The 25,127-nt window shown below is 62.9% G+C and carries 29 protein-coding genes; 8 read left to right on the forward strand and 21 right to left on the reverse strand.

The features are described from left to right. The first annotated feature begins 37 nt into the window (after positions 1–37). The 3 genes from EDD75_RS06545 (at position 38) to EDD75_RS06555 (ending at position 2,473) form a co-directional block, all read left to right on the forward strand. Positions 38–1,105, forward strand: a complete 1,068-nt coding sequence (locus EDD75_RS06545; RefSeq protein ID WP_123929807.1) for a YkvI family membrane protein — start codon at positions 38–40, stop codon at positions 1,103–1,105. A gap of 127 nt (positions 1,106–1,232) precedes the next feature. Further along, positions 1,233–2,147, forward strand: coding sequence for a hypothetical protein (locus EDD75_RS06550; protein ID WP_123929810.1), 915 nt, complete (start codon positions 1,233–1,235; stop codon positions 2,145–2,147). Between the two features lie 38 nt (positions 2,148–2,185). Beyond that, positions 2,186–2,473, forward strand: coding sequence for a metal-sensitive transcriptional regulator (locus EDD75_RS06555; protein ID WP_211328119.1), 288 nt, complete (start codon positions 2,186–2,188; stop codon positions 2,471–2,473). On the opposite strand, the gene EDD75_RS06560 is transcribed toward EDD75_RS06555, so the two are convergent. The 19 genes from EDD75_RS06560 to purN form a co-directional block, all read right to left on the reverse strand. Then, the gene (locus EDD75_RS06560; protein WP_123929814.1) at positions 2,410–2,850 is read right to left on the reverse strand and encodes a hypothetical protein; all 441 of its coding nucleotides are present in this window, start codon (positions 2,848–2,850) and stop codon (positions 2,410–2,412) included. The genes EDD75_RS06555 and EDD75_RS06560 overlap by 64 nt on opposite strands. A gap of 118 nt (positions 2,851–2,968) precedes the next feature. Beyond that, positions 2,969–3,700 carry a phosphoribosyl-AMP cyclohydrolase gene (gene hisI / locus EDD75_RS06565; RefSeq protein WP_123929817.1) on the reverse strand — a complete coding sequence of 244 codons (732 nt, stop codon included), beginning with the start codon at positions 3,698–3,700 and terminating at the stop codon, positions 2,969–2,971. 152 nt (positions 3,701–3,852) lie between these two features. Then, complete coding sequence (gene hisF, locus EDD75_RS06570) at positions 3,853–4,611, reverse strand: imidazole glycerol phosphate synthase subunit HisF (RefSeq protein WP_123929820.1); 759 nt, start codon at positions 4,609–4,611, stop codon at positions 3,853–3,855. After that, complete coding sequence (gene hisA, locus EDD75_RS06575; protein WP_123929823.1) at positions 4,601–5,341, reverse strand: 1-(5-phosphoribosyl)-5-[(5-phosphoribosylamino)methylideneamino]imidazole-4-carboxamide isomerase; 741 nt, start codon at positions 5,339–5,341, stop codon at positions 4,601–4,603. The genes hisF and hisA overlap by 11 nt, the downstream gene beginning before the upstream one ends. Beyond that, a complete protein-coding gene (gene hisH / locus EDD75_RS06580; RefSeq protein WP_123929826.1) occupies positions 5,332–5,946 on the reverse strand; it encodes an imidazole glycerol phosphate synthase subunit HisH in 615 nt (204 codons plus the stop codon). Before hisH ends, hisA begins: the two co-directional genes overlap by 10 nt. 111 nt (positions 5,947–6,057) lie before the next feature. Then, positions 6,058–6,648: an imidazoleglycerol-phosphate dehydratase HisB gene (gene hisB / locus EDD75_RS06585; RefSeq protein WP_123929829.1), complete on the reverse strand. Its 591-nt coding sequence runs from the start codon at positions 6,646–6,648 to the stop codon at positions 6,058–6,060. Then, a complete protein-coding gene (gene hisC, locus EDD75_RS06590; RefSeq protein WP_123929832.1) occupies positions 6,641–7,729 on the reverse strand; it encodes a histidinol-phosphate transaminase in 1,089 nt (362 codons plus the stop codon). Before hisC ends, hisB begins: the two co-directional genes overlap by 8 nt. Continuing rightward, positions 7,722–9,041, reverse strand: a complete 1,320-nt coding sequence (hisD, locus tag EDD75_RS06595; protein ID WP_123929835.1) for a histidinol dehydrogenase — start codon at positions 9,039–9,041, stop codon at positions 7,722–7,724. The genes hisC and hisD overlap by 8 nt, the downstream gene beginning before the upstream one ends. 80 nt (positions 9,042–9,121) lie before the next feature. After that, positions 9,122–10,390, reverse strand: coding sequence for a phosphoribosylamine--glycine ligase (purD, locus tag EDD75_RS06600; protein WP_123929838.1), 1,269 nt, complete (start codon positions 10,388–10,390; stop codon positions 9,122–9,124). Positions 10,391–10,408: 18 nt separating this feature from the next. After that, a complete protein-coding gene (purH, locus tag EDD75_RS06605; protein ID WP_123929841.1) occupies positions 10,409–11,944 on the reverse strand; it encodes a bifunctional phosphoribosylaminoimidazolecarboxamide formyltransferase/IMP cyclohydrolase in 1,536 nt (511 codons plus the stop codon). 80 nt (positions 11,945–12,024) lie between these two features. Next, on the reverse strand, positions 12,025–13,080 hold the full coding sequence (gene purM, locus EDD75_RS06610) for a phosphoribosylformylglycinamidine cyclo-ligase (RefSeq protein ID WP_123929844.1): 1,056 nt from the start codon (positions 13,078–13,080) through the stop codon (positions 12,025–12,027). Continuing rightward, positions 13,077–14,501: an amidophosphoribosyltransferase gene (gene purF / locus EDD75_RS06615; protein WP_123929847.1), complete on the reverse strand. Its 1,425-nt coding sequence runs from the start codon at positions 14,499–14,501 to the stop codon at positions 13,077–13,079. Before purF ends, purM begins: the two co-directional genes overlap by 4 nt. Next, entirely contained in the window at positions 14,488–15,213 is a 726-nt protein-coding gene (purC, locus tag EDD75_RS06620; protein WP_123929850.1) for a phosphoribosylaminoimidazolesuccinocarboxamide synthase, read from the reverse strand. Before purC ends, purF begins: the two co-directional genes overlap by 14 nt. A 49-nt stretch (positions 15,214–15,262) precedes the next feature. Then, positions 15,263–16,555, reverse strand: a complete 1,293-nt coding sequence (purB, locus tag EDD75_RS06625; RefSeq protein WP_123929853.1) for an adenylosuccinate lyase — start codon at positions 16,553–16,555, stop codon at positions 15,263–15,265. Between the two features lie 120 nt (positions 16,556–16,675). Beyond that, on the reverse strand, positions 16,676–17,185 hold the full coding sequence (gene purE, locus EDD75_RS06630; protein WP_123929856.1) for a 5-(carboxyamino)imidazole ribonucleotide mutase: 510 nt from the start codon (positions 17,183–17,185) through the stop codon (positions 16,676–16,678). A 138-nt stretch (positions 17,186–17,323) separates the two neighbouring features. Continuing rightward, positions 17,324–18,103, reverse strand: a complete 780-nt coding sequence (locus EDD75_RS06635) for an enoyl-ACP reductase FabI (RefSeq protein ID WP_123929859.1) — start codon at positions 18,101–18,103, stop codon at positions 17,324–17,326. Between the two features lie 150 nt (positions 18,104–18,253). Beyond that, positions 18,254–19,183, reverse strand: coding sequence for a carbohydrate kinase family protein (locus EDD75_RS06640; RefSeq protein WP_123929862.1), 930 nt, complete (start codon positions 19,181–19,183; stop codon positions 18,254–18,256). Between the two features lie 7 nt (positions 19,184–19,190). Beyond that, on the reverse strand, positions 19,191–20,177 hold the full coding sequence (locus tag EDD75_RS06645) for a haloacid dehalogenase-like hydrolase (protein WP_123929865.1): 987 nt from the start codon (positions 20,175–20,177) through the stop codon (positions 19,191–19,193). A gap of 14 nt (positions 20,178–20,191) precedes the next feature. Next, positions 20,192–21,058: a phosphoribosylglycinamide formyltransferase gene (purN, locus tag EDD75_RS06650; protein ID WP_123929868.1), complete on the reverse strand. Its 867-nt coding sequence runs from the start codon at positions 21,056–21,058 to the stop codon at positions 20,192–20,194. 254 nt (positions 21,059–21,312) lie between these two features. Here purN and EDD75_RS06655 point away from each other — a divergent pair, with 254 nt between their 5' ends. From EDD75_RS06655 to EDD75_RS06675, 5 genes are all read left to right on the forward strand, one after another. Next, on the forward strand, positions 21,313–22,278 hold the full coding sequence (locus EDD75_RS06655) for a hypothetical protein (RefSeq protein WP_123929871.1): 966 nt from the start codon (positions 21,313–21,315) through the stop codon (positions 22,276–22,278). A 12-nt stretch (positions 22,279–22,290) separates the two neighbouring features. Then, complete coding sequence (locus tag EDD75_RS06660) at positions 22,291–22,563, forward strand: EscU/YscU/HrcU family type III secretion system export apparatus switch protein (protein WP_123929874.1); 273 nt, start codon at positions 22,291–22,293, stop codon at positions 22,561–22,563. Position 22,564: 1 nt separating this feature from the next. Then, entirely contained in the window at positions 22,565–23,050 is a 486-nt protein-coding gene (locus EDD75_RS06665; RefSeq protein ID WP_123929878.1) for a ribonuclease HI family protein, read from the forward strand. A 100-nt stretch (positions 23,051–23,150) separates the two neighbouring features. Beyond that, positions 23,151–23,435, forward strand: coding sequence for a ferritin family protein (locus EDD75_RS06670; protein ID WP_123929882.1), 285 nt, complete (start codon positions 23,151–23,153; stop codon positions 23,433–23,435). Positions 23,436–23,501: 66 nt separating this feature from the next. After that, positions 23,502–23,720, forward strand: coding sequence for a NifU family protein (locus EDD75_RS06675; RefSeq protein ID WP_123929885.1), 219 nt, complete (start codon positions 23,502–23,504; stop codon positions 23,718–23,720). Positions 23,721–23,797: 77 nt separating this feature from the next. On the opposite strand, the gene EDD75_RS06680 is transcribed toward EDD75_RS06675, so the two are convergent. Together EDD75_RS06680 and EDD75_RS06685 are read right to left on the reverse strand one after the other, a co-directional pair. Then, a complete protein-coding gene (locus EDD75_RS06680) occupies positions 23,798–24,211 on the reverse strand; it encodes a hypothetical protein (protein WP_123929888.1) in 414 nt (137 codons plus the stop codon). A gap of 518 nt (positions 24,212–24,729) precedes the next feature. After that, positions 24,730–24,984, reverse strand: coding sequence for a helix-turn-helix transcriptional regulator (locus EDD75_RS06685; protein ID WP_245963092.1), 255 nt, complete (start codon positions 24,982–24,984; stop codon positions 24,730–24,732). Between the last annotated feature and the right edge of the window lie 143 nt (positions 24,985–25,127).

Consider the following 25,127-nt stretch of genomic DNA (forward strand, 5'->3'; position numbering starts at 1 on the left):
TTGATCCAGCCGGCCCTCTGGCAATATATAATAGGGTATGGGTTTAAGGAAACTTTCGGCGCTAACCATCGCCGCATCCTACATCGGCACCGTTGTAGGGGCAGGCTTCGCTTCCGGCCAAGAGGTACTCCAGTTCTTCACCTTCTTCGGGCTTAAGAGTATCCCGGCTTTGGCCCTCGCCACGTTCCTTTTTATCTTCTTCGGGGGTACCGTTTTGCGCCTCGGCCGGCAGCTCCAGGCGAGATCTTACGTTGCGGTCGTTACTGCCGCCGGGGGGCCTTTTCTCGGCAGGGCCGTCGACGCCATCATTACCTTTTTCCTCTTCGGCGCTTTGACCGCAATGGCGGCCGGCGCCGGCGCCATCTTTGCCGAACAATTCGGCCTCCCCAGGCTCCTGGGCAGCGCCCTGATGGTGGCGGCCTCCCTCGTCACGGTTCTGGCCGGCTTTTACGGCGTGGTCCTTTCGATCAGCTTCGTGGTCCCGGTGCTTCTCCTCTCCGTGTTTGGCCTGAGCCTCGCCACTCTCGCCACCACCCCTCTCGACCTCAGGACCATCGGCCTCTGGGCGCGGGAGGCGAATCCCGCCATTCCCTTCTGGCCAGCCGCTGCGCTGGCCTACGTCTCCTACAACCTGGTCCTCGCCATCCCGATCCTCGCCCCTCTCGGCGCTGCGGCGGCCGGCACCACCGCCGCGAACAGGGGCGCGCTGCTAGGTGGCCTGGGGCTAGGGCTCGGGGCGCTGGCGATCAACCTCGCCATTCTCACCGTCCCCTTCGCCGCCGCCCGCTTCGAAATCCCGATGGTCTACATCGCCGGACGCTTCTCTCCCGTAGTGCAACAGGCTTACGGGCTTGTGCTCCTCGCCGAGATCTATACCACCGCCGTCGCGAACCTCTACGGTTTCACCACCAGGGTGGCCGAACCCGCGAGCCCCCGCTTCCGAAAAACGGCGGTGGCGGTCGCCGTCGCAGCCTTCGTAGCGAGCCTGTTAGGTTTTGCGCTGCTGGTGCGTTACCTCTACGCCGCCGTGGGCGTTGCCGGCTTCCTCCTTTTGGCCGGCCTCACCCGCGCCTACTTGCGGGAAAAAAGCAAGCGTAACCGGTAAACTCCCTGTACCTCACTTACATTTCCGTAACCCAAGGTCCTGCCACCACCAGAAAGCAAAAAATTTTAGGTCCCTACAAAGACCCGCCCAAGCAGTATAATTAGAGCAGGTAAGAAGCGGCAAGAAGGTGGAAGCAGTGCGTTCCCTCACGCTCGGTTTCGGGCCCCACCGGGTGGAAATGCTTGACGTTATGGAAGAGGAGATGCGCCGGCACAAGGTCGTCATCCTTGAAGAGCCCGCCCACCCCGACTTTTACCGGCTGCTCGCGGGAAAGGCCGGCATCCGCCGCTACCTCGTGAGCGGCACCTTTCAGTTCCCCCGCTTCGTCCTGCGCGCCTGCCGCCGCTACCAGCAGCTCTACGCAAAGGAGCAGATCGCCTTCTTTCAAGCCGACCCCTATGTGGCCGTGGCCCAGAGCCTCGCGGCGGGAAGGCCGCCTTCAACCGAGATGGAAGAGAAGGTCTGGGAATGTGAACACGGCGCGGCACGGGCTCTGCTCACCTATTACGAAGCCGTAGCTAACAACAACTTCGACGCGATGGTTAAAGCGACGCTATCCTTCGCCCGGACAGATGCCCACCGGATCCGCCTCCGCGAAGAACTGCGAGCGGAAGAAATCTTCAGGATCGTGCAGCGGACGGAAGGCGATGTCTACGTCGAAGCCGGTTACATCCACCTCTATCTTTACCCGCTTCTCAAACAAAAGGCTGCGCCGCAGGTGCGCCCCCGCATATGTTTCCTTCTCCAGGAAGCCATCCGCGGGCGGAGCAACCTCCCGTGGCGGCAGCACCTCTCCCCCGGTGACGTTTTGACCCTCCGCTACATCAACGGGAAGCGGGAAAGACCAGGCGACCTCCTTCTCGCCGCCCAGAGCCTCATTTACGTGAGCCTCGTTTCTAAAGAAGAAAAACTGCCTTCCCCAACCGACCCCTTCCCCCACCTCAGCGAAGAACTCTACCTCTGCCGGTGGGTCCGCCGGCTCTCCTACGCGGAGTGTGGGGAATTCTACCGGCAGCTGCGGACGCAGGGAGCACAGAAGTAAACTGGAAAAAGGTAAGGCGGAAACAAAGGAGGGGACGAATGATGCAACTGGACCCGAGTTTGAAAGAAGAATTAGAACGGGAGCTGCTCTTGCGCCTGAAAAGGATCGAAGGGCAGGTGCGGGGAATCGCCCGCATGATCCAGGACGGACGCAGTTGCGGCGAGATAGTCCTGCAACTTGCGGCCGTTAAGGCCGCCATCAATCAGGTGGCCGTGAACACCTTGGTCTGCCATCTTGCCGAAGCGTTGACCTCAGCCATGGCTCAGGGCAGGGACCCAAAAGCATCCGTAGCCGAGTTCGTTGAGCTCTTCAGGAAGTTCGCGTAGGGCAGACTCCCCGCGGCAAAACCGGGCGAAAACCCTTCGTGCGGCCAGATTCTGTGCGTGAGACCGGCAAGGAAGCCCGATAGAAAGCTGCTTAGCGCTGCATCAACGTACGGGTTCAGCTCCGGCAGGTAAAGCTGGAAGAAAATATCAACGCCAACCGAAATGCCCCCGTCGATGGCGGCAGCGGTTATCTCTTCAGGCGTGGGAAGGCGCCCTTCCGCCCCCAACCGGTGCCCAAAAAGGAAGGCAAAGATGCCGAGCCCCTCGAGGACGGCCAGTTCGATCACGGGCGGCAAGGGCTGGACCGGACCGGCCGGAACCGGCGCCCGGGCCGTCCTGTTTCTATTCCGGGTTGTTTCCGCCACGCGCAAGGTCACCCCTAACCCGCTTCTCCTTTTATAATACGGCGGAACTCCCGGCTCTGACGTAAGAAAAGAAAAAGGCGGCTGCCTCCCTTGATCACGGCCCGCCGCCCCGAAACGCTCCCGGATAGAGCTACTTTCTCCGGTTAGCCAGTTCCCCAAAAACCTCGCGCACGTCAACCCCTTCGGCGGCTAACAGGACCATCAGGTGGTACATAACGTCAGCCGCTTCCTTGATCACCTCGTCCCGCTGCCGGTTCTTAGCCGCGATTAAGACTTCGGTAACCTCCTCGCCTAACTTCTGCAGAATCGTATCTACGCCCTTGTCAAACAGATAACTGGTATAGGCGCCCGGAATTCTGGTCTGCTTGCGGTCTAGAATCACCCCGTAAACCTCTTCGAGGATCGTGCTGCCGCAAACGCAAACCGGCTTCGGCGCGTCTTTTTTCCGCGGCGGTGCCCCAGCGGGTTTCCCTTCCCCTTCCTTGTAGACATCCGCCGGGTTGAAAACCATCTCCCCCACGAGGCCCACCCGGCCGTCCTTCTCGATCCGGTAGTGGAAGCAGCTCTTATAACCCTCGTGGCAGGCTGCGCCGTGCTGCCGGACCTTGATAAGCAAGGCGTCGGCATCGCAATCGAAGTAAATCTCATCAACCTCCTGGATGTTCCCGGAGGTTTCCCCCTTATGCCAGAGCTGCTGGCGGCTCCGGCTGTAAAACCAGGTCTGCCCGCTGCTCAAGGTTTTGGCCAGCGCCTCCCGGTTCATGTAGGCAAGCATCAGGACCTCATTCGTCCGGTTGTCCTGAATGATCGCCGGGATAAGGCCGTCGGCGTTAAACTTGAACCGATCGAAGTTGAAGGCCAAGTTTCCCCCTCCTGAAACCGCCAGGCACCCCGTTGCCTGCGCCTTATTTACAGTCTATGCTCCTAAAAGAGGCAATCGGCACGGGCTGCGCCGTTATTTAGAGCCGAACGTGAAAAACCGGGGTCTACAGGTTAAAAGGCGGCGGTACCGCCTTAAAGACGTACCGGTATGCCCCGCGCGGCCAGGTACTCTTTGACCGCGCGAATGGAATACTCGCCAAAATGGAAGATCGATGCGGCCAACGCTGCATCGGCGCCGCCGGCGGTAAGCCCCGCAGCGATATGCTCAGGTGTGCCGACGCCCCCCGAAGCGATTACCGGGATTCGGACGGCGTCTACCACCGCCCGCGTGAGGTCGATATCGAAGCCGTCTTTGGTGCCGTCCCGGTCCATGCTGGTAAGGAGGATTTCCCCCGCCCCAAGCGCCTCCACCTCCCGCGCCCACGCGAGGGCGTCGATTCCGGTGGGCGTCCGGCCCCCGTGGATGTAAACCTCCCAGCGCCCCGCCGCTACCTGCCGGGCGTCAATCGCCACCACCACGCACTGGCTGCCGAAACGGGAGGCCGCCTCCCGGATAAGCTGGGGGTTTTTTACCGCTGCCGTATTGAGCGAAACCTTGTCGGCACCCACCGATAGCATGCGCCGGATGTCTTCGAGCGTTCTTAAGCCCCCTCCTACGGTGAAGGGAATGAAAACCTCTTCTGCCGTCCGGCGGGCCACCTCGAGCATGATTTCCCGCCCCTCGGCGGAAGCGGTGATGTCGAGAAAAACGAGCTCGTCCGCCCCCTCCCGGTCGTAAAGCGCGGCAAGTTCGACCGGGTCGCCGGCGTCCCGCAGATTGACGAAGTTTACCCCTTTGACCACCCGCCCCCGGTCCACATCAAGGCAGGGAATGATCCTTTTAGCTAACAATCTCTTTCCCCTCCGCCGCGGCAATGGCCTCTGCCAACGAGAGCCGCCCGTCGTAGAGCGCCTTGCCGATGATCACCGCTTCGACGCCCGCTTCCTCGAGCTCCCGCAGCGCCCGGATATCCTCCACTCTTGAGACGCCGCCGGAAGCGATCACCTTCAGCCCCGTCACCCGCGCAAAGTCGCCTACCGCCGCAATGTTGGGACCCATCAAGGTCCCGTCGCGCGCGATGTCGGTGAAGACCACCCGCTCCACACCGCACTCTTTAAGCTGCCGCCCGAAGGCCGCGGCTTCGACGCCAGATAGACTTTCCCAGCCGCGCACCGCCACCACCCCGTCGCGGCAGTCAACGCTCGCCAGCACGCGCGCCCCGAAATCGCGGACGAGCTCCCGCAGCAGCGATGTATCGGTAACGGCCGCCGTGCCGAGGATGACCCGCGCCACCCCGCAGGCGAGCGCCGCTTCAACCGCCGCGCGGTCCCTGATGCCACCACCAACCTGCACCGGGATCGCGACCGCCGCAACTATTTCCCGGATCAGCGGCAGGTGGGCCGGCCGGCCAGCAAAGGCGCCGTCCAGATCGACCACGTGCAGCATCTTAGCCCCGGCCGCCTCCCAGCGGCGGGCTACAGTTACCGGGTCCCCAGAGTAAACCGTTTCTTTATCGGGACGCCCTTCCACCAGGCGGACGCACCGGCCCCCGCGCAGGTCGATTGCCGGGATTACAAGCATTCGGCCACCAGCCTCCCGAAATTCCCGAGGATTTTCAGCCCCCACGTGCTCGATTTCTCCGGGTGAAACTGAACGCCAAAAACCTTACCCCTACCCACCGCAGCGGCAAAGCGCACGCCGTACGCCGTTTCGGCCAGCACAATTTCCTTTTCCGCCGGGTCAACGTAGTAGGAGTGCACAAAATAAAAGTGGGTCCGGTCCGGGATGCCGGCAAAAAGCGGTGACGGTCCCGAAAACTCCACCTCGTTCCAGCCCATGTGGGGCACTTTTACCCCCCCAGGCAGGCGCCGCACCCGCCCTTTGAAATAGCCGAGACCCGGTGTCTCGCCCCACTCCTCGCTCACCTCAAAAAGAAGCTGCATCCCCAGACAGATGCCGAGAAAAGGCTTCCCTTGGCTCAAAACCCGGTGCAGGGCGTCGAGTAACCCGGTGCTCTTCAGGTTGGCCATCGCGTCGGCGAAGGCACCTACCCCGGGCAGGATGACGCCGGCAGCCCCCGCCACCACTTCCGGCTCCCGCGTCACCACCGCGGCAAAGCCGGCTTTCGCGATACCTTTTTCGACACTCCGCAGGTTCCCCATCCCGTAATCCACAATCGCAATCACTGCCGTGCCTCCCACAAAGAAAAAGCCCGCAATGCCTCTCGCCGCAACGTCCCGCTCCCGCCAACCCCTCACTCTTTCAGGAAGCGGGAACTTATGCCCCACAAACTGCGGTCACAATGTCCCTTTCGTCGACGGGACACCCTGCACCCGCGGGTCCCGGGCTACCGCGTCGCCGAGCGCCCGCCCGCAGCTCTTGAAGAGCGCCTCGCAGACGTGGTGGGTATTCCGTCCGGCGAAGACCCGGAGGTGAAGCGTGATCCCCGCGTTGACCGCAAAGGCCCGGAAAAACTCGGGCACCAACTCCGTGTCGAAATCCCCCACGCGGGCAGCCGGCAGCTGGCCCTCGAAAAAGAGTGCCCCCCGCCCGCTGATATCAACCGCCGCGAGCGCCAAAGCCTCGTCCATCGGGATAATCGCGTGGCCAAAGCGGCGGATGCCCTCCTTGGTCCCTATCGCCCGGGCAAAGGCCTGCCCGAGGGCGATACCCACATCTTCCACCGTATGGTGGGCGTCGACGTGCAGGTCTCCCTGCGCCGCCACCTCGAGGTCGAAAGAGGCAAAGCGCGCTAACAGCGCCAGCATATGCTCGAAAAACCCTACCCCGGTGTTGATAGCCGCTCGGCCGCCGCCGTCAAGGGCGAGGCTTACCCGCACCGCCGTTTCCGCCGTTTCCCGCGCCACACTCGCCTTTCGTTCAGACACCGCTTGAACCCTCCCCTTCCGCTACCACCTCGGCTAAGGCCTGTAAGAAGGCCTCGTTCTCCGCCGGCGTCCCTACCGTCACCCGCAAGCAGCGCTCAAGCCCTGGCCCCGCCACGTTCCGGATGAGCACCCGCCGCGCCAGCAGTCCCGCATAAACCTTCTCCGCTGGCAGCGGCGTCCGGAAGAGGATGAAGTTTGCCCGGGACGGGAAGACTTCCACGCCTCCTATCTGCTTCATGCGCCGGTAAAGCTCCTCCCGGTTGGCAATGATCTCCTCCATCCGTTGCCGGAAGAGCGGCTGGTATTCGAGAACCGTAACCGCCGCCAACTGGGAGAAGCTGTTGAGGTTAAACGGCTGTTTCACCTTCAAGAGGCCCGCAATGACCGCCGGGTCCGCTACCAGGTAGCCTACCCGGAGACCCGCCAGGCCGAAGGCCTTCGAAAATGTGCGCAGCACCACCAGCCGGGGGTAGCGGCGCACCAGGTCGCAGCAACTTTCGCCGGCAAACTCCGCGTAAGCTTCGTCAAGCAGCACCAGGCCAGCCGCCTCCGCCGCCAGCGCCTCAACCGCCTCCCGGGGCACCGTATTCCCTGTCGGATTATTTGGCGAGCAAACAACGACCACCCGTGTGCCCGGGGCCCGCGCCTCGCGCAGCAGGGCCGCAAGGTCGAGGGAAAAATCCTCCCGCCGCGCCACCGCCGCCACCGCCGCGCCAGCGATCCGGCTGTGGATTGCGTACATCGAAAAGGTCGGCGGCGTGATCACCACCCGCCCACCGCCGCCGAAGGATAGGAAGAGGTTGAGGATCAGCTCGTCGGAGCCGTTCCCGGCCAGGATGTTCTCCGGCGCCATTCCCGTATACGCCGCTATCCGCCGGCGGAGCTCGGTCGCTTCGGGGTCCGGGTAGCGGGTGAAGGTCTGGCCGCTCAAGCGCCGGACAACCTCGGCCAGCACTTCCGGTGCAAAGTCGTAAGGGTTCTCGTTGGCGTCAAGCTTAATGTATCCGGGATAGTGCGGTACAGCATAAGGAACCAGGTCCCGCAAATCCGGGCGGAGAAGTGATAGCAACTCTTCAGCCATTGTCCGTCCCCTTCACCTTCAACGCCGCGCCCCTTTGTTCTTTGCGCACCTCGATCGCCAACCGGTGCGCCGGGAGCCCCTCCACAGAAGCAAGCAGCACCGCCGGCCCCGCTAATTTGGCGAAGGCCTCTGGCGACAGGAAGGTAAAGTTGGTGCGCTTCAGAAAATCCTCCACGCCGAGCGGCGAGAAAAAGCGGGCGGTGCCCCCGGTCGGCAGGACGTGGTTTGGCCCGGCAATGTAGTCGCCCATTGGCACCGGCGCGTAGTTCCCCAAGAAAACGGCGCCGGCGTTTTTCACCTTCTCGAGCCAGGCAAACGGCTCCGCTACTATGAGCTCTAAGTGTTCCGGCGCGAACCGGTTGGCGTAAGCCACTGCCGTTGCCACATCGGGCACCACCACGGCGGCCGCAAACCGGAGCGCCTCCCGGAGCGCAGCGGGTTCCCCTAACGCCGTAAATGCCGCGTTGACCTCTTCCCGCACGCGCGTTGCTATCTCCCGGCTCGTGGTTAACAAGAGCACCCGGGCCGCGGGGTCGTGCTCTGCCTGCGCCAAAAGATCCGCCGCTACGCACCGGGGATCCGCCGTTGCGTCGGTGATGACCACCACCTCGCTCGGGCCCGCTAAAATATCGATCCCGACGCTACCGAAAACGGCCCGCTTCGCCAGCGTCACGTAAAGATTACCAGGGCCGACGATCTTATCGACCCGCGGCACCCGCTCCGTCCCGTAGGCCAGCGCCGCGATCGCCTGGGCGCCGCCAACGCGGAAAATCCTGTCCACCCCGGCCTCCCGGGCCGCTACCAAAACGTGCGGGTCTATCTTCCCCGCCGGTCCCGGGGGCGTCACCATCACGATCTCCTCGACCCCCGCCACCCGGGCGGGCACAACATTCATCAGCACCGAAGAAGGGTAACGGGCGCGCCCGCCGGGAACGTAAACTCCTACGCGCGCCACCGCCCGCACCAGCTGCCCGAGCACCGCGCCGTCGGCGTGGCGTTCCTGCCAGGTGTCGGGTATCCTGCTCGCGTGGAAGGCGAAGATGCGGTCCCGCGCCAGCCGCACCGCTGATAGAAACTCCGGGGCAACCTCCCGGTAGGCTGCCGTGATTTCTTCTTCCTGCACCTCAAGCTCTTCCGGCGCCAGCGCCACCCGGTCAAACTGGGCCGTCAGGGCGCACAGCGCCGCGTCCCCCTCGGCCCGCACCCGGGCGATAATCGCCTCTACGGCCCGCACCGCCTCTTCCGGAAAGGAAAACTCCCGGTCAAGCAGCCGCTCAACCTCCGGATCGCCAAAGTTCAGAATCCGTAGCACGCCCATTTCCCCTCAACCGCGAATTTTTGCGTTCTCTGCCTAAAGTAAAAGGACCGCCCGCCCGCGCCCGGACCGGCGTTTCAGGTCCTGGCCAGCGCTTTTTGCCCGATGTCGCGCCGGTAGTGCATCCCCGCAAACTTTATCTTGGCGACGGCGGCGTAGGCCCGCGCTATCGCTGCGCGCACGTCGGGACCGCGTGCCGTGACCCCGAGGACACGCCCCCCGGCGGTCACCAACTTCCCGTCCACCACCGCCGTGCCGGCGTGGAAAACCATCGCGTCCGGCGGTACGTCTTCCAGTCCTTCAATCACGTCGCCTTTCCGGTAGCTGCCGGGATAACCGGCCGCCGCTAACACCACGCAGACGGCCGCGCCGGGATGCCAGTCGAGTTTCACTTCGCCCAACTTTCCCGCCAGGACCGCCTCCATCACCGCCACGAGATCGCTCCGGAGAAGGTAAAGGAGCGGCTGGGCCTCCGGATCACCGAAGCGAACGTTAAACTCCAAGACCCGCGGCCCCGCTGTTGTTAGCATCAACCCCGCGTAGAGAACGCCTTTATAGACGATCCCCTCCGCCCGCAGGCCGCGCACAACAGGCAGTAAAATTTCCGTCTCGATCTGTTTTAAAAGCGCGGGCGTCACCGCGGGCGCCGGCGCATAGGCGCCCATCCCGCCGGTATTCGGCCCCTTATCCCCGTCGAAGACGGGCTTGTGGTCCTGCGCCGGCAGGAGCGGCAGCACCGTTTCGCCGTCGGTAAAAGCGAGCACGCTCGCCTCCTCGCCGGCAAGGCGCTCTTCCACCAACACCCTTTCTCCCGCCGCGCCGAAGGCCTTCTCCTCCATGATGTGCCGGATCGCCGCTTCGGCTGCCGCCGGATCGTCCGCCACGACGACCCCTTTTCCGGCCGCTAAGCCCTCCGCTTTCACCACGCAGGGCCCGCCGCGCGCGCGCACGTAGCGGATGGCGTCCGCAGGAGCATCGAAAATGGCCGCCTCTGCCGTAGGCACCCCGTATTTTAGCATCAGTTCCTTCGCAAAAACCTTACTCGCCTCAAGGCGCGCCGCTGCCTGCCGGGGACCGAAGATTCTGAGCCCCGCCGCTTCGAAGGCGTCCACGATGCCGGCGGACAGAGGCGCCTCCGGCCCTACCACGGTAAGGTCGATCCCTTCGCGGCGGGCAAAGTCTAACAATCCCGCCACATCTTCCGCCTTGATCCCGACACAGGCGGCGTGCTGCGCAATACCAGCATTCCCTGGCGCACAAAAAATGCGCTCGACACGGGGGCTCTGGCTTATCTTCCAGACCAGGGCGTGCTCCCGTCCCCCACCGCCGACGACCAGAACCTTCACGTGAGAACGCCCCCCGTCTTAGTGTCTGAAGTGGCGCATGCCGGTAAAGACCATTGCGATCCCGTGCGCGTCGGCCGCCGCGATCGATTCGGCGTCTTTGAGCGAGCCGCCCGGCTGGATGATCGCCGCGATCCCGGCCTTAGCCGCCTCGAGGACCGTGTCGGGGAAGGGGAAGAAAGCGTCGGAAGCCAGCACCGCACCCCGCGCCTTTTCGCCCGCCTGCGCGAAGGCGATCCGGGCCGAGCCGACCCGGTTCATCTGCCCGGCACCCACGCCAAGCACCTGCCTATTTTTCGTAACCACGATGGCGTTCGACTTAACGTGCTTCACCACCGTGAAGGCGAAGAGCAGCTCCTCCAGCTCCTCCGGCGAAGGCGCCCGCTTGGTGACCACCTTGAGCGCCTCCCGGTCGGCCACCTTCCGGTCAACCTCTTGCAGGAGCAGCCCCCCGTTGACCTTCCGGAGGTCCATCCAGTCGGTAGTCTGCCCGGTCAGCGGGCCGGTTTTGAGCAGCCGCAGATCCTTTTTCTGGCGCAACACCTCAAGCGCGTCCGGCTCAAAATCGGGCGCAATGACCGCTTCGAGGAAGATTTTCACCATCTCCGCCGCCGCCGCCCGGTCCACCGTCCGGTTAACCGCTACAATCCCACCGAAGGCCGAAACCGGGTCGGCCTCAAAGGCCAGCCGGTAAGCTTCCGCCACCGTCGCCGCCTGGGCCACGCCGCACGGGTTGTTATGCTTTACGATCACCACCGTCGGCGCCTCAAACTCGCGCACCAACTCAAAGGCGGCGTTCAGGTCGAGAATGTTGTTATAGGAAAGCTCCTTTCCGTGCAACTTCGCGGCGTTCGCCACGCACGGCCCCTTCGTCCGGAGATCGCGGTAGAAGGCGGCGCGCTGGTGCGGGTTTTCGCCGTAACGCAAGGTCCCCACCAGGTCGAAGGCCAGGGTGAGCTCCCGCGGGAAGCGCTCGCCGGGTCCGAGGCTCGCGAGGTAGTCCGCGATCGCCGCATCGTAGTGCGCCGTGTGCGCGAAAGCCTCCTGGGCCAAAGCCAAGCGCAGCTCCGCCCCCACCTCGCCGGCCCGCAACGCTTCCAGAACCGCCGGATAACGCTCCGGGTTGACCACCACGAGGACGTACTGGTGATTCTTTGCCGCCGCCCGGATCATCGCCGGACCGCCGATATCGATGTTTTCTACCGCCTCCGCGAGCGTGACCCCTTCCCGGCTGACCGTTTGGCGGAAGGGGTAGAGGTTTACCGCCACCAGGTCGATAGGCGCAATACCCTGCTCCTCAAGCTGCTTCAAGTGCTCCGGCGTCCGCAGCGCCAGGATGCCCCCGTGAATCCGCGGGTGGAGCGTCTTCACCCGGCCGTCAAGGATCTCCGGGAAACCGGTCACCTCGGAGACGTAGGTAACCGGAACGCCGGCACTTTTAATCGTTTTGTAAGTGCCGCCGGTCGAAACGATCTCCCACCCGAGCTCCACGAGGCCCCGGGCAAACTCCACTACCCCCGCCTTGTCCGACACACTGATAAGCGCCCTCTTCTTCACTGCCGCTCGCCCTCCTTTTTAAAAATCGTTTTCTGCAGCGGAGCCCAAAACCCAGTGTGCACTTCAGTTTTTTCCGCAAATCAACGGTAAACAACACCGGATACGCCGCTTTCCACCCAGCCGATCACCCAAGCCCGCTCGCCCTGTGCCGCCAGCGCTTCCACCAGGCCCGCGGCCTCCTCCGGCGGCACAATCAGGACGTAGCCGATGCCCATGTTGAAAGTCCGGAACATCTCGGCCGCCGCCACCCCGCCGTGCTCCTGGATAAACCGGAAGACGGGAGGCACGGGCCAAGACGCCGGTTCCAGCACCACCCCGAGCCCCGGGGGCAGCACCCGGGGAATGTTTTCCGTCAGTCCCCCGCCGGTGATGTGGGCCATCCCCCGGATGTCAAACCGCTCTAAAAGGGGAAGCACTACCGGCACGTAGATGCGCGTCGGCGTGAGAAGCTCCTCCCCGACCGTGCGCCCGAGCGCCGGAACGTAGCTCCGCACCGCGTAACCCAAAAGCTCAAAGAAAACCTTGCGCGCCAGACTGAAACCGTTCGCGTGCAGCCCCGACGAAGGCAGCCCTATCACCCGGTCGCCCGGCTCGATGCGGCGGCCGTCAACAATCCGGCGCCGCTCCACCACCCCGACGGCAAAACCGGCGAGATCGTACTCCCCCGGCGCGTAAAACCCGGGCATCTCCGCCGTCTCGCCGCCGATGAGGGCGCAGCCCGCCCGGCGGCAGCCCTCCGCCACCCCGGCAACGATCGCCGCCACCTCATCCGGATCGAGCTTACCCACGGCGAGGTAATCGAGAAAAAAGAGCGGCTCCGCCCCGGTAACCAGGATGTCGTTGACGCACATCGCCACGGCGTCGATCCCCACCGTGTCGTGCTTCCGGCTCATAAAAGCGACTTTGAGCTTCGTCCCCACCCCGTCCGTACCCGCAACCAGCACCGGCTCGCGGTACTTCGCCGGGATGGTGCAGAGCCCGCTGAAGCCCCCGATATCCGTCAGCACCTCCGGGCGGAAGGTGCGGCGCACAACCTCCTTCAGCAGGGAAACCGCCCGGTTGGCCGCGTCGATGTCCACCCCCGCCTGCGCGTAGGTGAGACCTTCCCGAGACTTGCCCCCGTCCTTCCCGCTCATCCCACCACTTCCAGCACCAAAGACTCGAAGGCGAATTTCCCCGCGCCCGCATCCTTCACTTTAACCGGGTAATCGCCGGTAAAACACGCGACACACATATCCTGGGCCCTAGCACCGAAAACCCCCAACAGCCCTTCGATGCTCAGGTAGTGAAGGCCATCGGCGCCGATATGCCGCCGGATCTCCTCCACGCTCAACTGCGCCGCGATAAGCTCCGTTTCGTTTGACGTGTCGATGCCGTAGTAGCAGGAGCGGATTATCGGCGGGGAACTCAAGCAGTAAAAAATCTCCCGAGCGCCTGCTTCCCGCAACATCTTCACAATTCGCCTGCTGGTAGTGCCCCGCACTATCGAGTCGTCCACTAAGACCACCCTCTTCCCGGCCACTACCTCCCGCACCGGGTTAAGCTTTAGCCGCACCCCGGTATCCCGCAGCCGCTGCGAAGGCTGGATAAAAGTCCGGCCTGCGTAGCGGTTCTTCATTAGGCCTTCCTCGAAACAAAGGCCGGAAACCTCCGCGTAGCCGCGCGCCGCGGCTATCCCCGAGTCGGGGACCGGCACCACAATATCGGCCGGCGGGCAGAACTCGCGCGCTAACTGCCGCCCCATCTCGCGCCGCACCCGCCCTACGTTGAACCCGTCGAGGGTGCTGTCCGGGCGCGCAAAATAGATGTACTCAAAGACGCAGTGCGCCCGTCGCGGGGCATCCATGACCCCGTAGCTACTCAGCCCCTCCGGAGAGATTTCGAGGATCTCGCCCGGCGTGAGGTCACGGAGAAAGCGGGCGCCCACCGCGTCCAGCGCGCACGATTCCGAGGCCACCGCCCACCCCGAGTCTATCTGTCCGACGCAAAGCGGCCGGAACCCGTAGGGGTCGCGCACCGCGTAAATTCTGTCTTCCGTCAGGATAACGAGAGAATAAGCGCCTTCGACCTTCGCCATGCACCGCCTGATTGCGGCCGGCAGATTGTGGTCACCGTTGAGCCTGGCGATGAGGTTGATCAGCACCTCGCTGTCGGTAGTGCTCTGAAAGACCGCCCCCGAGGCGAGCAGCTCCCGCCGGAGGGAACAGCCGTTTGAGAGGTTGCCGTTGTGGGCCAAACCTAACATGCCGCGCCCGCAGTAAAAAACAAGCGGCTGCGCGTTCACCGGGTGGCTCGCGCCGGTGGTCGAATAGCGCACGTGGCCGATGGCTAAGTAGCCCTTCAGCTCCGCGAGGCGCTCTTCGGAGAAAACCTCGGCAACCAGGCCCATTTCCTTGTGGAGCAGGATGCGTTGCCCGTCGGCCACGGCGATTCCGGCGCTCTCCTGTCCCCGGTGCTGCAAGGCATAAAGACCGTAGTAAGTAAGGCGCGCCACATCGGCCCCGGGCGCGCAAACGGCGAAGACCCCGCAGGCCTCACGGGGTTTATCCCCGCACATCCGGTTCCTCCCCTGTCAGCCGCCGCCACACCGCCGTGTAAGCCTCGGTTACACCTCCGAGGTCACGGCGGAAGCGGTCTTTATCCATTTTTTCGCCGGTCGCCCGGTCCCAGAACCGGCAGGTATCCGGCGAGATTTCGTCCGCCACCACGATCTGACCATCCACCCGCCCGAACTCCAGCTTGAAATCGACCAGCACGATGCCTTTTGGCTCCAGGTGTTCCTTTAAGACCTGGTTCACCTGCAGCGCCAGTTCGCGCATCCGGTGCAGCTCTTCTGCCGTCGCCAGTCCGAGCGCCACCACGTGGGAACAGTTGATCATCGGGTCCCCGAGATCGTCCCGCTTGTAGTAGTACTCCACCACCGGCTGGCTAAGCGGCGTCCCTTCCGGCAGGCCGAGCCGCTTGGAAAGGCTCCCCGCAACAATATTGCGGGCCACCACCTCGACCGGGATGATCGTCACCGCCTGCACCAGCATCTCCCGGTCACCCACCGTCTCCACGTAGTGGGTGGGGATGCCCGCGCGCTCAAGTAGCGCGAAGAAATAGGCGGAGATCCTGTTGTTGAGCGGGCCTTTATCGGCGATAGTGCCCCGCTTCTTGCCGTCGAAGGCGGTGGCTTCGTCTTTAAACTCCACAAGGTAGCGGTCGGGCCGGTCGGTCCTGTACACCCGCTTGGCCTTCCCTTCGTAGAGGAGTTCGCCCCGTTCCATTGGTTTTTAACCCCCATCCAGGATTTTAGTTTATCTGGTGCCTGAAACTTCACAGACCGAAGCGCCGGTAAATCGTGTCCACGTACCGCAGGAAGTAGCCGTAGTCGAAAAGCCCGTCTATCTCCGCGGGCGAGAGCCACCGGGTCACCTCCGGATCTGCCGTTAAAAGCTCCTTCAGCGGCCGGCCGCTCTGCCAGGATTCCATCGCGTTCCGCTGCACTAAAAGATAAGCCTCTTCGCGGCTCAGGCCCTTCTCAATCAGCGCCAGGAGCACCCGCTGGGAGAAAACCAGGCCCCCCGTGCGCTCTAAGTTGCGCCGCATATTCTCGGGATAAACGTGCAGCCCTTCGAGGAGCTCTGTGAGCTTGAAGAGCATATAGTCAAGGAGGATCGTGCTGTCGGGTATGATCACCCGCTCTACCGAGGAGTGAGAGATGTCGCGCTCGTGCCAGAGGGCCACGTTTTCCATGGCCGCCAAGGCGTTTCCCCGCAAGACGCGGGCGAGGCCACTCAGACGCTCCGCAATGATCGGGTTCCGCTTGTGGGGCATCGCCGAGGAGCCTTTCTGCCCGGGCCTGAAGGGCTCCTCCACCTCCCGGATGTCCGTCCGCTGCAAGCCCCGGATCTCGACGGCGAACTTTTCCACCGAGCAGCCAATGATCGCTAAAGTACTCATGTATTCGGCGTGCCGGTCCCGTTGCAGGACCTGGGTCGAAATCCGCGCGGGCCGCAGGCCCAGGCGCTTGCAGGCGATCTCCTCCACCCGCGGGTCCAGGTTGGCGTAGGTGCCAACCGCTCCGGAGATCTTCCCGACGCTTATCCGCTCTATCGCCCGCTTGAGGCGTTCAATGTTCCGCTCCGTCTCCGCTACCCAGAGGAGCAACTTCAGCCCAAAGGTGATCGGCTCGGCGTGGATGCCGTGGGTGCGCCCGATCATCAGCGTCCGCCGGTGCTTCGCCGCCAGACCGCGCAGAACCTCCCGCAGCCGTTCCAGGCGCCCCACCAACCGCTCCCCGGCCTCGCGCATCAGCAGGCTCAAGGCCGTGTCTACTACGTCCGAAGAGGTCATCCCGAGGTGAATGTAGCGCGCCGCTTCGCCTACGTGCTCCTGAACCGAGGTTAAAAACGCGATCACGTCGTGGCGGGTTACCTTTTCGATCTCTTTAATCCGCTCCACGTCGAACGCGGCCCGCGCTCTAATTTCCGCCAGCGCTGCCGCCGGAATCACCCCGAGCTCCGCCCAGGCCTCGCAGGCGGCGATCTCCACCTCCAGCCACTTCTGAAAGCGGTTCTCCTCCGACCAGATGCGTCCCATCTCCGGCAGGGTATAACGCGCAATCATTGCCTTCGCCCCGCTTTTTCAGTTCGAAGTTTAACAGTTCGAAGTTCTAGGTTAAAAAACTAAGGGTCCCGGATACAGCTTGCGGCTAAATACTTTAAAGCCCTTTATTCTTTTCGGGGATCAGCTCTTTAACCGCAGGTACTCGTCTACCCCGAGGGCCTGCAAACGTTCATTCTTCGCGGCCACCTCCCGGCCTAACTGCTCCTTGTAAGCGGCCACCCGCTCCCGCACCGCCGGATCGCTGGCGCCGATGATTTGTGCCGCCAGAATGCCGGCGTTGAAAGCCCCGTTTACCGCCACCGTCGCTACCGGCACCCCTTTGGGCATCTGCACAATAGAAAGGAGCGCATCCAGCCCCCCGAGCGTCCCTCCCCCGACGGGGACCCCGATCACGGGCAGCGGTGTGTGGGCCGCAATCACGCCGGGCAGGTGCGCCGCCCCGCCGGCCGCGGCGATGATCACCCTCAATCCCCGCGCCGCTGCCGTATGCGCGTACTCCCGCACCCGCTCCGGCAACCGGTGGGCCGAGGCGATTTCGATCTCGTAGGGGATTTGCAAAAGTGATAAGGCCTCAAGCGCCCCTTTCACCACCGGCAGGTCCGAGTCACTGCCAATAACAATACCGACCATGCGGGTTTTACCACCTCGTGCGGACAAAAACTTAAAAACCCAAGCGAGCCGTTTCACCCGCCTCGCCTGGGCCACAGAGCATTTTGCCTGGGGAACGCTTTTATTTTACCAAAAGCCAGCACGGCATGTCAATTATCCTCAGACGCCGACGATGTGGTAGCCGCAGTCGACAAAGATCACTTCCCCGGTGATGCCGCTGGCCAAATCCGAGGCGAGGAAGAGCCCCGTGTTACCTATCTCCGCCTGCGTCACGTTGCGGCGCAGCGGCGCCTTTTCCTCCACCACCTTTAAAATGGACGAAAAACCGGATACCCCCTTAGCCGCCAGCGTTTTGACGGGGCCGGCCGAGATGGCGTTGACCCTGATGTTGGCAGGCCCAAGATCCGCCGCGAGGTAACGGACCGAAGCCTCGAGGGCCGCCTTGGCCACGCCCATCACGTTATAACTCTTCACCGCCCGTTCGGAGCCGAGATAGGTGAGCGTGATAATGCTCCCGCCGCCCGCCTTTTCCATCAAGGGTTTCGCCTGCCGGGCGCACAGGACCAGCGAGTACGCGCTGATGGCGAGCGCCGTGTTCCACTGCTCGAGGGTGGTGGTGTAAAACTCGCCCTCTAACGCCTCCCGCGGCGCAAAGGCGAGGGAGTGCACCAAAATATCGAGGCTGCCCCAACGGGCCGCCACCGCCTCAAAAAGGGCGTCCACCTGCTCCGGCTTCATCACGTCGCACTCGGTGAGGGGTATATCCCCGCCAAGCCCGGCGACCAGCTCCGCCACGTAATCCTTCACCCGTTCATTCTGGTAATTAAACCATAGGGAGGCGCCCTCCCGGTGGAGCGCCTGAGCAATCCCCCAGGCGATCGACCGCTTATTGGCCACCCCTAAGATCAGCGCCTTTTTCCCCGCTACCAACTGTCCCATCGAACCCTTCCTTTCGGCTAAATTCCAACTACAACCATAGCCCATCCGCCGCCTCTTTGTCAAGAAAATGCCAGCTCTTGAGCGCGTCAACCCAGCGCTAAAGAGATTCAGACGCACAAGGAGGCGATAGAGCGAAAGGGAGTGAAAATTTTAAGGTAGAGGAACGCCGTAAACCTTATCAAAGCGCTCCTTTGCCGCCGCAAAAGAGGGAAGGCCGGCCCGCGCGCCCCACCCTTCTACCGCAAAGGAGGCGACGACCGTAGCGAAGCGCTGCGCCGCTACGGGGGTGAAGCCCTGCAGGCGCCCGAAGATGAAGCCGGCGGCGAAGGCATCACCGGCGCCGGTGGTATCGCGCACCGTCACCCCGATCGCCGGTTCCACGTGGTGCCAGCCGGACGCCACCTGGAGGCTCCCCTCCCTGCCGCGCGTCACCACGACGGTCTCCACTCCGGCAGCGAGGAGCTGGCCCGCCCCGGCCAGGGGTTCCGCCTGGCCAGTCAGCATCTGGAGTTCGGCGACCGTTAAAAAGAGCAGGGTGCACCGCGCGAGGAAAGGGCGGAGCGCGGCAAGACCCCGGGCGCTATAAATCGCCCCGGGAGCAAAACTGAAACGGGTACCGGGGGGCAGAGCGGCAACAAAATCCCGGTGGGCCGTAAAAGCGGCGTCGCCTACAAACGAAGAAGCGTGCACCCAGGTAACCGTGGTATCCAGCCCCCGCCGCAGGTCCGCGGTGGTGAGCTCGCTATTCACCCCGGGGCAAACGTAAAGCGCCCGGTGCCCCGCTTTATCCACAAAACAGAAGACGCGGCCGGTCATCGCCCCCGCTTTTACCGTGATGCTCCCTGTATCCACCCCGACGGCGGCCAGCGACTCCCGGGCCAGCAGTCCGTCAGAATCGTCGCCGGTCACACCCGCGAAACGGCAGGCAATGCCAAGCCGCGCTAACGCGTAAATGGTATTAGCCGCCGAGCCGCCAGGCTGCCGTTCCGCGGCGTGACAGAAGGTCTCCCCGTCCGTAACCAGGGAGTCGGCCGCAAAAAGGTAATCGACGTTCAGCGCGCCGCAACCTAAGACCCGCATCTTTCCTTCAGCCGAGTTTAGCGGCTTCCCCGCGAAGGAGCTGGCGGAACTTCTTGTGGAAGGGGAGAACCGTCTCTAGCGCCGTGTCTTCCGTCAGCCAGTGGTAAACCGGGTCCGCCGCACCGCCGCAACCCGCCAGCGCCGTGACCCGTTCCCGGACCAGGCCCCGCCCCCCTTCGAGGAAGGCCTCAATCAGGGGCAGAACCGCCCGCAACTCCCTGGCCGCCACCCCGCAGCTCCCGTAGGGCAAGGCGTACTCGTTCCCGTTAAAAACTATCGCCAAGCCCCCCGCTTTCTCCGCCAGCGCGAGCATCTTGAAATCGGTTATGCTATCACCCACCACCACCGCCCGCTCAAGCGGCACGCCGAACATACCGGCAAAACGGGTTAGCGCCGCGGTCTTCCGCGCCCCGCCGACCACCTCGACCGCCGCCATCAGCCGCCCCACCGGACGCCGCGGCAGTTCCGTCCAGAAGAAACGGTCGCAGCAAGCGCCAAGCTCTTCCTCTGCCGCGAGCGGCAGCGCGAGAAGCTCTTCCTGCACCTCTAGAATGAAGGCCCGGTCCGCGGCGTCCAGTTCCTCCCGCATCGCATCCAGCGGCAGATGGGTGCAGGCAACCTGGGCGGTAGGGATCCCGAGGCGCGCCGCGATGGTATGGGCGTGTTGGCAGTAGCTGGTCGAGATGACCACCACCGGCAAGCCCCGCTCGCGCAGGGCCGCCACCGTCTCCACAGCCCCCGGCACCAGCGCCGCCCCCACCGAAACCTCCCGAATATCGGCTTCCGTCAGCCCGTTAGCGAGCAGAAAGGGAACGAGAAGCTTTAAAGTGTCGCCCGGCTCGTAGCCTTCCCGGCCGGCAAGGGTAAGCAGGTCGTCGTAGCGGCTCAGCCGCTCGAAAAGCGCGTGCCCCCGCGGCACGCGCCCGATTACCTCGTAGGCATTATCCTGGGGAGAAAGCGGCCCCTCTAGATCAAACGCGACTAACCAAGACATTTCCGCGCCCACCTTCAATCAGCGTTGCCCCCGTCCTTTACTTCCGCTGGGGGGAAGGGAAGCAGCCGGTCTACCTCGGCGCTGAGGTCGATCCCGTTGCTGGGCGCCCCGCCCACAAAGACCCGCCCATCCGCCACGCGGACCACCCCGGCGGCAAGCTTCTGCAGCGTGAGCCAGATGAGCGGTAGCTCCCGGGCAAATTCTTCCCGGCGAATCGCCTGAAAAAGAGCGTTTCGCTCACCTTCCGCCGCTTGAACCGCCTCAAGCGAAGCGGCGCGCAGTTTTTCCTCCATTTCCGCCCAGAGCGGCGCGAAAAGAGGCGCTGCGAGGGAAAACCGGCAGTAGCTCACCGGTGGGCCGGCGTCCAGTTCAGGCGTCACCAAATGAATCATGGCGCCCGCTTCCTGCGCCCGTTGCGCAATTAACTGCCAGATGACCTCCTGCCAGGTGCCTTTTGGTCCACCGGGAAGGGCCGGGTGCAGGTTAAGCATCATGTGGCGCCGGCACATCTCGGCACCCACAATCAGCATGTAGCCAGCCAAAAAGGAAAAAGCCACCTCAAAAGGGGCAATCAGCTCCAACACCTTCAGGTGGTAATCCTCGCGCCACCGGAGGCGCGCCGCTTCATCGCCGGACGCCCCCTGCCGGCGCAGGTCCGGTTTGAAACGCGCGGCGGAGAAAGTAATTAACGGCAGACCGTAGCCGCGGACCTGCTTGATAAAAGAATCGCTTTCCGGGTCTTCCCCCTCTTCCCGGTTGCAGAAGACAAAGGCGATTGCCAGCGGTAGCTCGCCGGAGGTGATCCCCGCCACCGCCATCTGCAGCAATTCGCGGGCCGCCGCGTCCCGCCCCGTTGAAAACCAGCCGATCCGCAGGCCCATCACCACACCACCCAGCGCCGGAAGATAAATACAGCTTCATTGTCCCCGGAAAGGCCGCCGCTTGTCAAGAGTCACCGGCAGCCGTGGCGATTTTTCCCTACTTTTTCTGGAAAGTTTTTTCATCATAAAAGAAGTTCCGTAAACTTGCCTGGGAATTGGTAGGTTTAGTTTTCTCCGGCTACCCCCGCGCCGAACGACGTGGTAAAATATAAAAAACGTGGGGTTCCCAGGGCCCTAAAGTGAAGGTGGCGGACATGGGAATCGGCGGCGTCAGCCGGGTAACGCTTCCGCCAGGCCTTTCCTGGCGCCTCCCCTGGTACCTCCGGCCGGGTCAAATGGTCATGGTGGAAACGATATCCGTCACCGGACCGGAGGCCGTGGTCCGCATCGCGGGCCAGACCTTTAACGCCCGGGGTGAGTTGCCCGCGGCGCCGGCCACCTTCTGGGCGCTGGTCGAAGCGATCACGGGCGAAACCCTCTACCTGCGCCGGATAGGTAGCGACCTTACGGAAGAGATGACGCCCGAGGACCTGGCCCGCCTGCTCGAACTCCCGCCGGATAGGGACACGGTAAACTTGCTGCGCGAGATGCTCAAACACCGTTTGCCGTTAGAGCGCCAGTTTATCCTGCGCCTGCTCGCCGAAGGGCGCGCCTTTCCCGAGGAAGAGCGCGACGCCTTTTGGGCGGCCAGACTTTATCTCGAAAACCTCGACCTCCGGGAAGACGCCGCGAAGCTACGTCTGGCGGTAGACTACCTGGTGCGCAGCCGGACGGCCGGGCAGCCTACCAGGGAACTCGCCGCCGGCCAGGAACTCCTCAACAGCGCCCGGCCCCTCACACCCGGTGCCGACCTGCTCCGTTTTTTCACCTTCCGGGGGCCGGAAGGCTCCGGGGAAGTCTTCCTCGTAGAGAAAGACGGTGACGGCCCCGAAGGCGGGCTCCCGGCAGGGATCATCGTGCAGGTAAGCTCGCCCGTCTTAGGAGAAACCTGGGTCTGCTTGATAGAGGACACCGGCGGCTACACCTTACGGGTGGCCGTGAGCCAGGAGTGGGCCGCCGCCATAGCCACGGAGGCGCTGGAAATACTGAAAACAAGGCTCGGGGAGCTGGGCTACCGGGTCGCTGGCACCTCCGTCAGCACCCGTCCGGTCCGTACGGTCTTCGATGCCTTACAGGACACAGAAACGACCGGATACCGCCCGGTGAACGCGATAGTTTGAGGAGGCGATAGAATGGAGGAGAAGCCGAAAGCCGCCGCCGCCCTCGCCTACGACCCCGAAAAAGATGCGGCCCCCCGGGTAGTGGCTGCTGGCCGGGGGGAGCTTGCCGCGCTAATCGAGAAGGTTGCCGCTGCGCACGGCGTTCCGGTTTACCGCGACCCGGAGCTCGCCTTTACGCTCACCGGGCTCGGGCTGGGCTCCAAGATACCGCCCGCCCTCTACGAGGCGGTGGCCGCGGTCATCGCCTGGGTTTACCAGCTTGAGCGGCGCGTGGCCGGTCGCTGAAATGCGCTCCCGGACGTGCTATTTCGTCAACATCGACGGTGCCAGCCGCGGTAACCCGGGTCCTGCCGCCGCCGCCATGATCCTGCAGGATGAATCCGGGCAGGTCCTCTTGACTAAAAGCAAGCCCCTTGGCGTTACGACCAACAACGTCGCGGAGTGGCTGGCCCTCGAGGGAGCGGTAAAAGCTCTGGTACATCTCACCCAGAAAAACGGCCCGGTCGAAGCTGTAATCCGCTCCGATTCGGAACTTGTGGTGAAGCAATTCAACGGGCATTTTAAGATTAAGGACCCGGAGCTTAAAGTCATCGCCGCGCGGGTGAAAAAAATTCTTGCCGCGTGCCCCGCGCTTAAAGTTCGCGTTACTCACATCCCGCGGGAGGAAAACCGCCTGGCCGACCGGGCTGCGAATGCCGCGCTGAATGCGCTCCAGGCCGGGCCCCCCGCGCACCGGGTAAAATCCACCGACGGGGAGGTGGGATCCCCTTAAAGGCGCTACTGTTGCGGTTTTGCGGCTTGTGCGCCGTGGCTGGTGGGGAGTTTTAGCCGGGTTTGCCCGCCCGGTCACCCAGCGAAAGGAGGAGAGAACCATGTTGTCCCGCATTCCGGTCGACCTTACGAAGATAGATCCCGAGGACCTTGACCGGGAGATCCTGCGGGCGGCCATTATCGCCGAACTTGACGCCATCAACCTTTATGAGCAACTCGCGGCGATGGCCACCGACGAGAATGTCCGGGCGGTTCTTCTCGATGTTGCCCGGGAAGAAAAAACGCACGTAGGGGAGTTCCAGGCTCTCCTCCTCGATCTCGATGAGGAACAAGCCGAGGAGCTTGAACACGGTGCCGAGGAAGTGGATGAGCTTACCACGGAATAATTCCCTCTCCGGTGCCGGAAGATAAGCCTGCAAACAGAAATTTCGCGCGGAGGAGGCCCAAGATCGATGAAGGAAAAGGTTGAAGCCGTGCTCGCGCAGATCCGGCCTTATTTGCAGCGTGACGGCGGGGACGTTGAATTGGTCGCGGTCGAGGAAGGCGTCGTCAAAGTGCGCCTGAAGGGGGCGTGCGGCGGCTGCCCGATGGCCACCATGACCCTGAAACAGGGCATCGAGCGGACTCTTAAACAGGCCGTTCCCGAGGTCAAAGAGGTCGTTGCCGTCTGAGGTCCGCTACCGCTGCCGGGGGAAGCGCCGGCACCGCCATATGTTAAGCGAGGGTTCCCGCGAGGGGTCCTCGCTTTTTATCTTCCGGGAACTACCGCATCGGAAAAGTCGCCGGTAAACTCCCTGATCGACGCCCAGACATCATCCCACCAGGGCGGATAGATATCCTCTCCCCGGGCCCAAAGACAAACCCGGTCCGCCCAGACCATGACGGACCACGAGGTGCCGCGCTGCCGCAGTGTCCGGTAAAAGTCGCGCTCATCGGTATCCCGCAGCCAGGCGACCATCTGGGCCAAAAACTCTGCCACTTTTCTTTTCTCCTCTGTCGAGGTAATCTCCCGGTACAGAAGGTCCTGCACCACCTTCTCCCGGCGGCAGTAGGGGCATACCTCCCGGTTGCCCCAGACCCAGTAAACCCTGATCCGCTCCGCCGTCAGGCTGAAGGTGAGGAAGCCCCGGCTCATACTCCCCACCGCCGCCTCAAATTCCATTTGTCCCCACCAGACCTTTTAAGGGTTGCTGATAATATTATACATCCCCTATTAGACATTGTTGCTGTTATTTCGGCAAGTTTTTCCTGCTTATCCCGAAAAAATTTCCCGACAAGCCCTGGTTATATTGCGTAGAATTCCACCCCGCCGGATCAAGGCGGTCCTTCCTCGCCACTTGAAGATGCTCGCAATCTCCTCGAAAAGAGATCAAAGTGCTCCTCTATCTTGCCTTGGCTAACCACGTGAACAGCCCCCTCCCCGCTTCGAAAAAAATAGAAAGGGCAAAGAAATCCTTCCCCCCGGTTACCGATACCTACAAGGCAATAGCAATCCCGGTTTAGGAGGCAGAGCTCGTGAGGGCACCACCCTTCAGGGAGTTCTTGTTTTTGGGTCGTAGTGTTCAATATTTCAAACCTCCACATCCATGCGCCGCTGCGGCGAAATTACTTTTAATCGCCCGACAGATCGGGACGGTCACCAATAAAAGCTGCTATTCTTACCTGGGGCGGTGGTTAGGCCTACTCCTCCTGGCAATCACGGAGCGCGTGTATCTCCGCCTTGTATTGCGCGGCGTGATTATCCTCCGCAAAAAAGAGCTCGTCCACGGTCACTCCGAAGAACTCCGCCAGCCTTTTGGCAATGTGCTTCCGGGGGTAGCGGCGACCGGACTCGATCATTGCGTAACTACTCTGCGCGATACCCACCGCCGCAGCAACTTCCCTCTGGGTAAGCCGCCGTAGTACCCGAAGAGTCTTTATCCTCCGGTTGGGCAAAGAAGTCACCTTCTTCAAGTGCAGTCGGCACAAGATGTCACTCAACGACATCTTGTGCTACTTAATGACAAATATAATCACAATTTGTGAGTGCGTCAATACTTTTGGCATAAAAAATCGCTTTTCGCGATAAGATATTGGCT

Source organism: Thermodesulfitimonas autotrophica (genome assembly GCF_003815015.1).
Classification (GTDB): Bacteria; Bacillota; Desulfotomaculia; order Desulfotomaculales; family Ammonificaceae; genus Thermodesulfitimonas; species Thermodesulfitimonas autotrophica.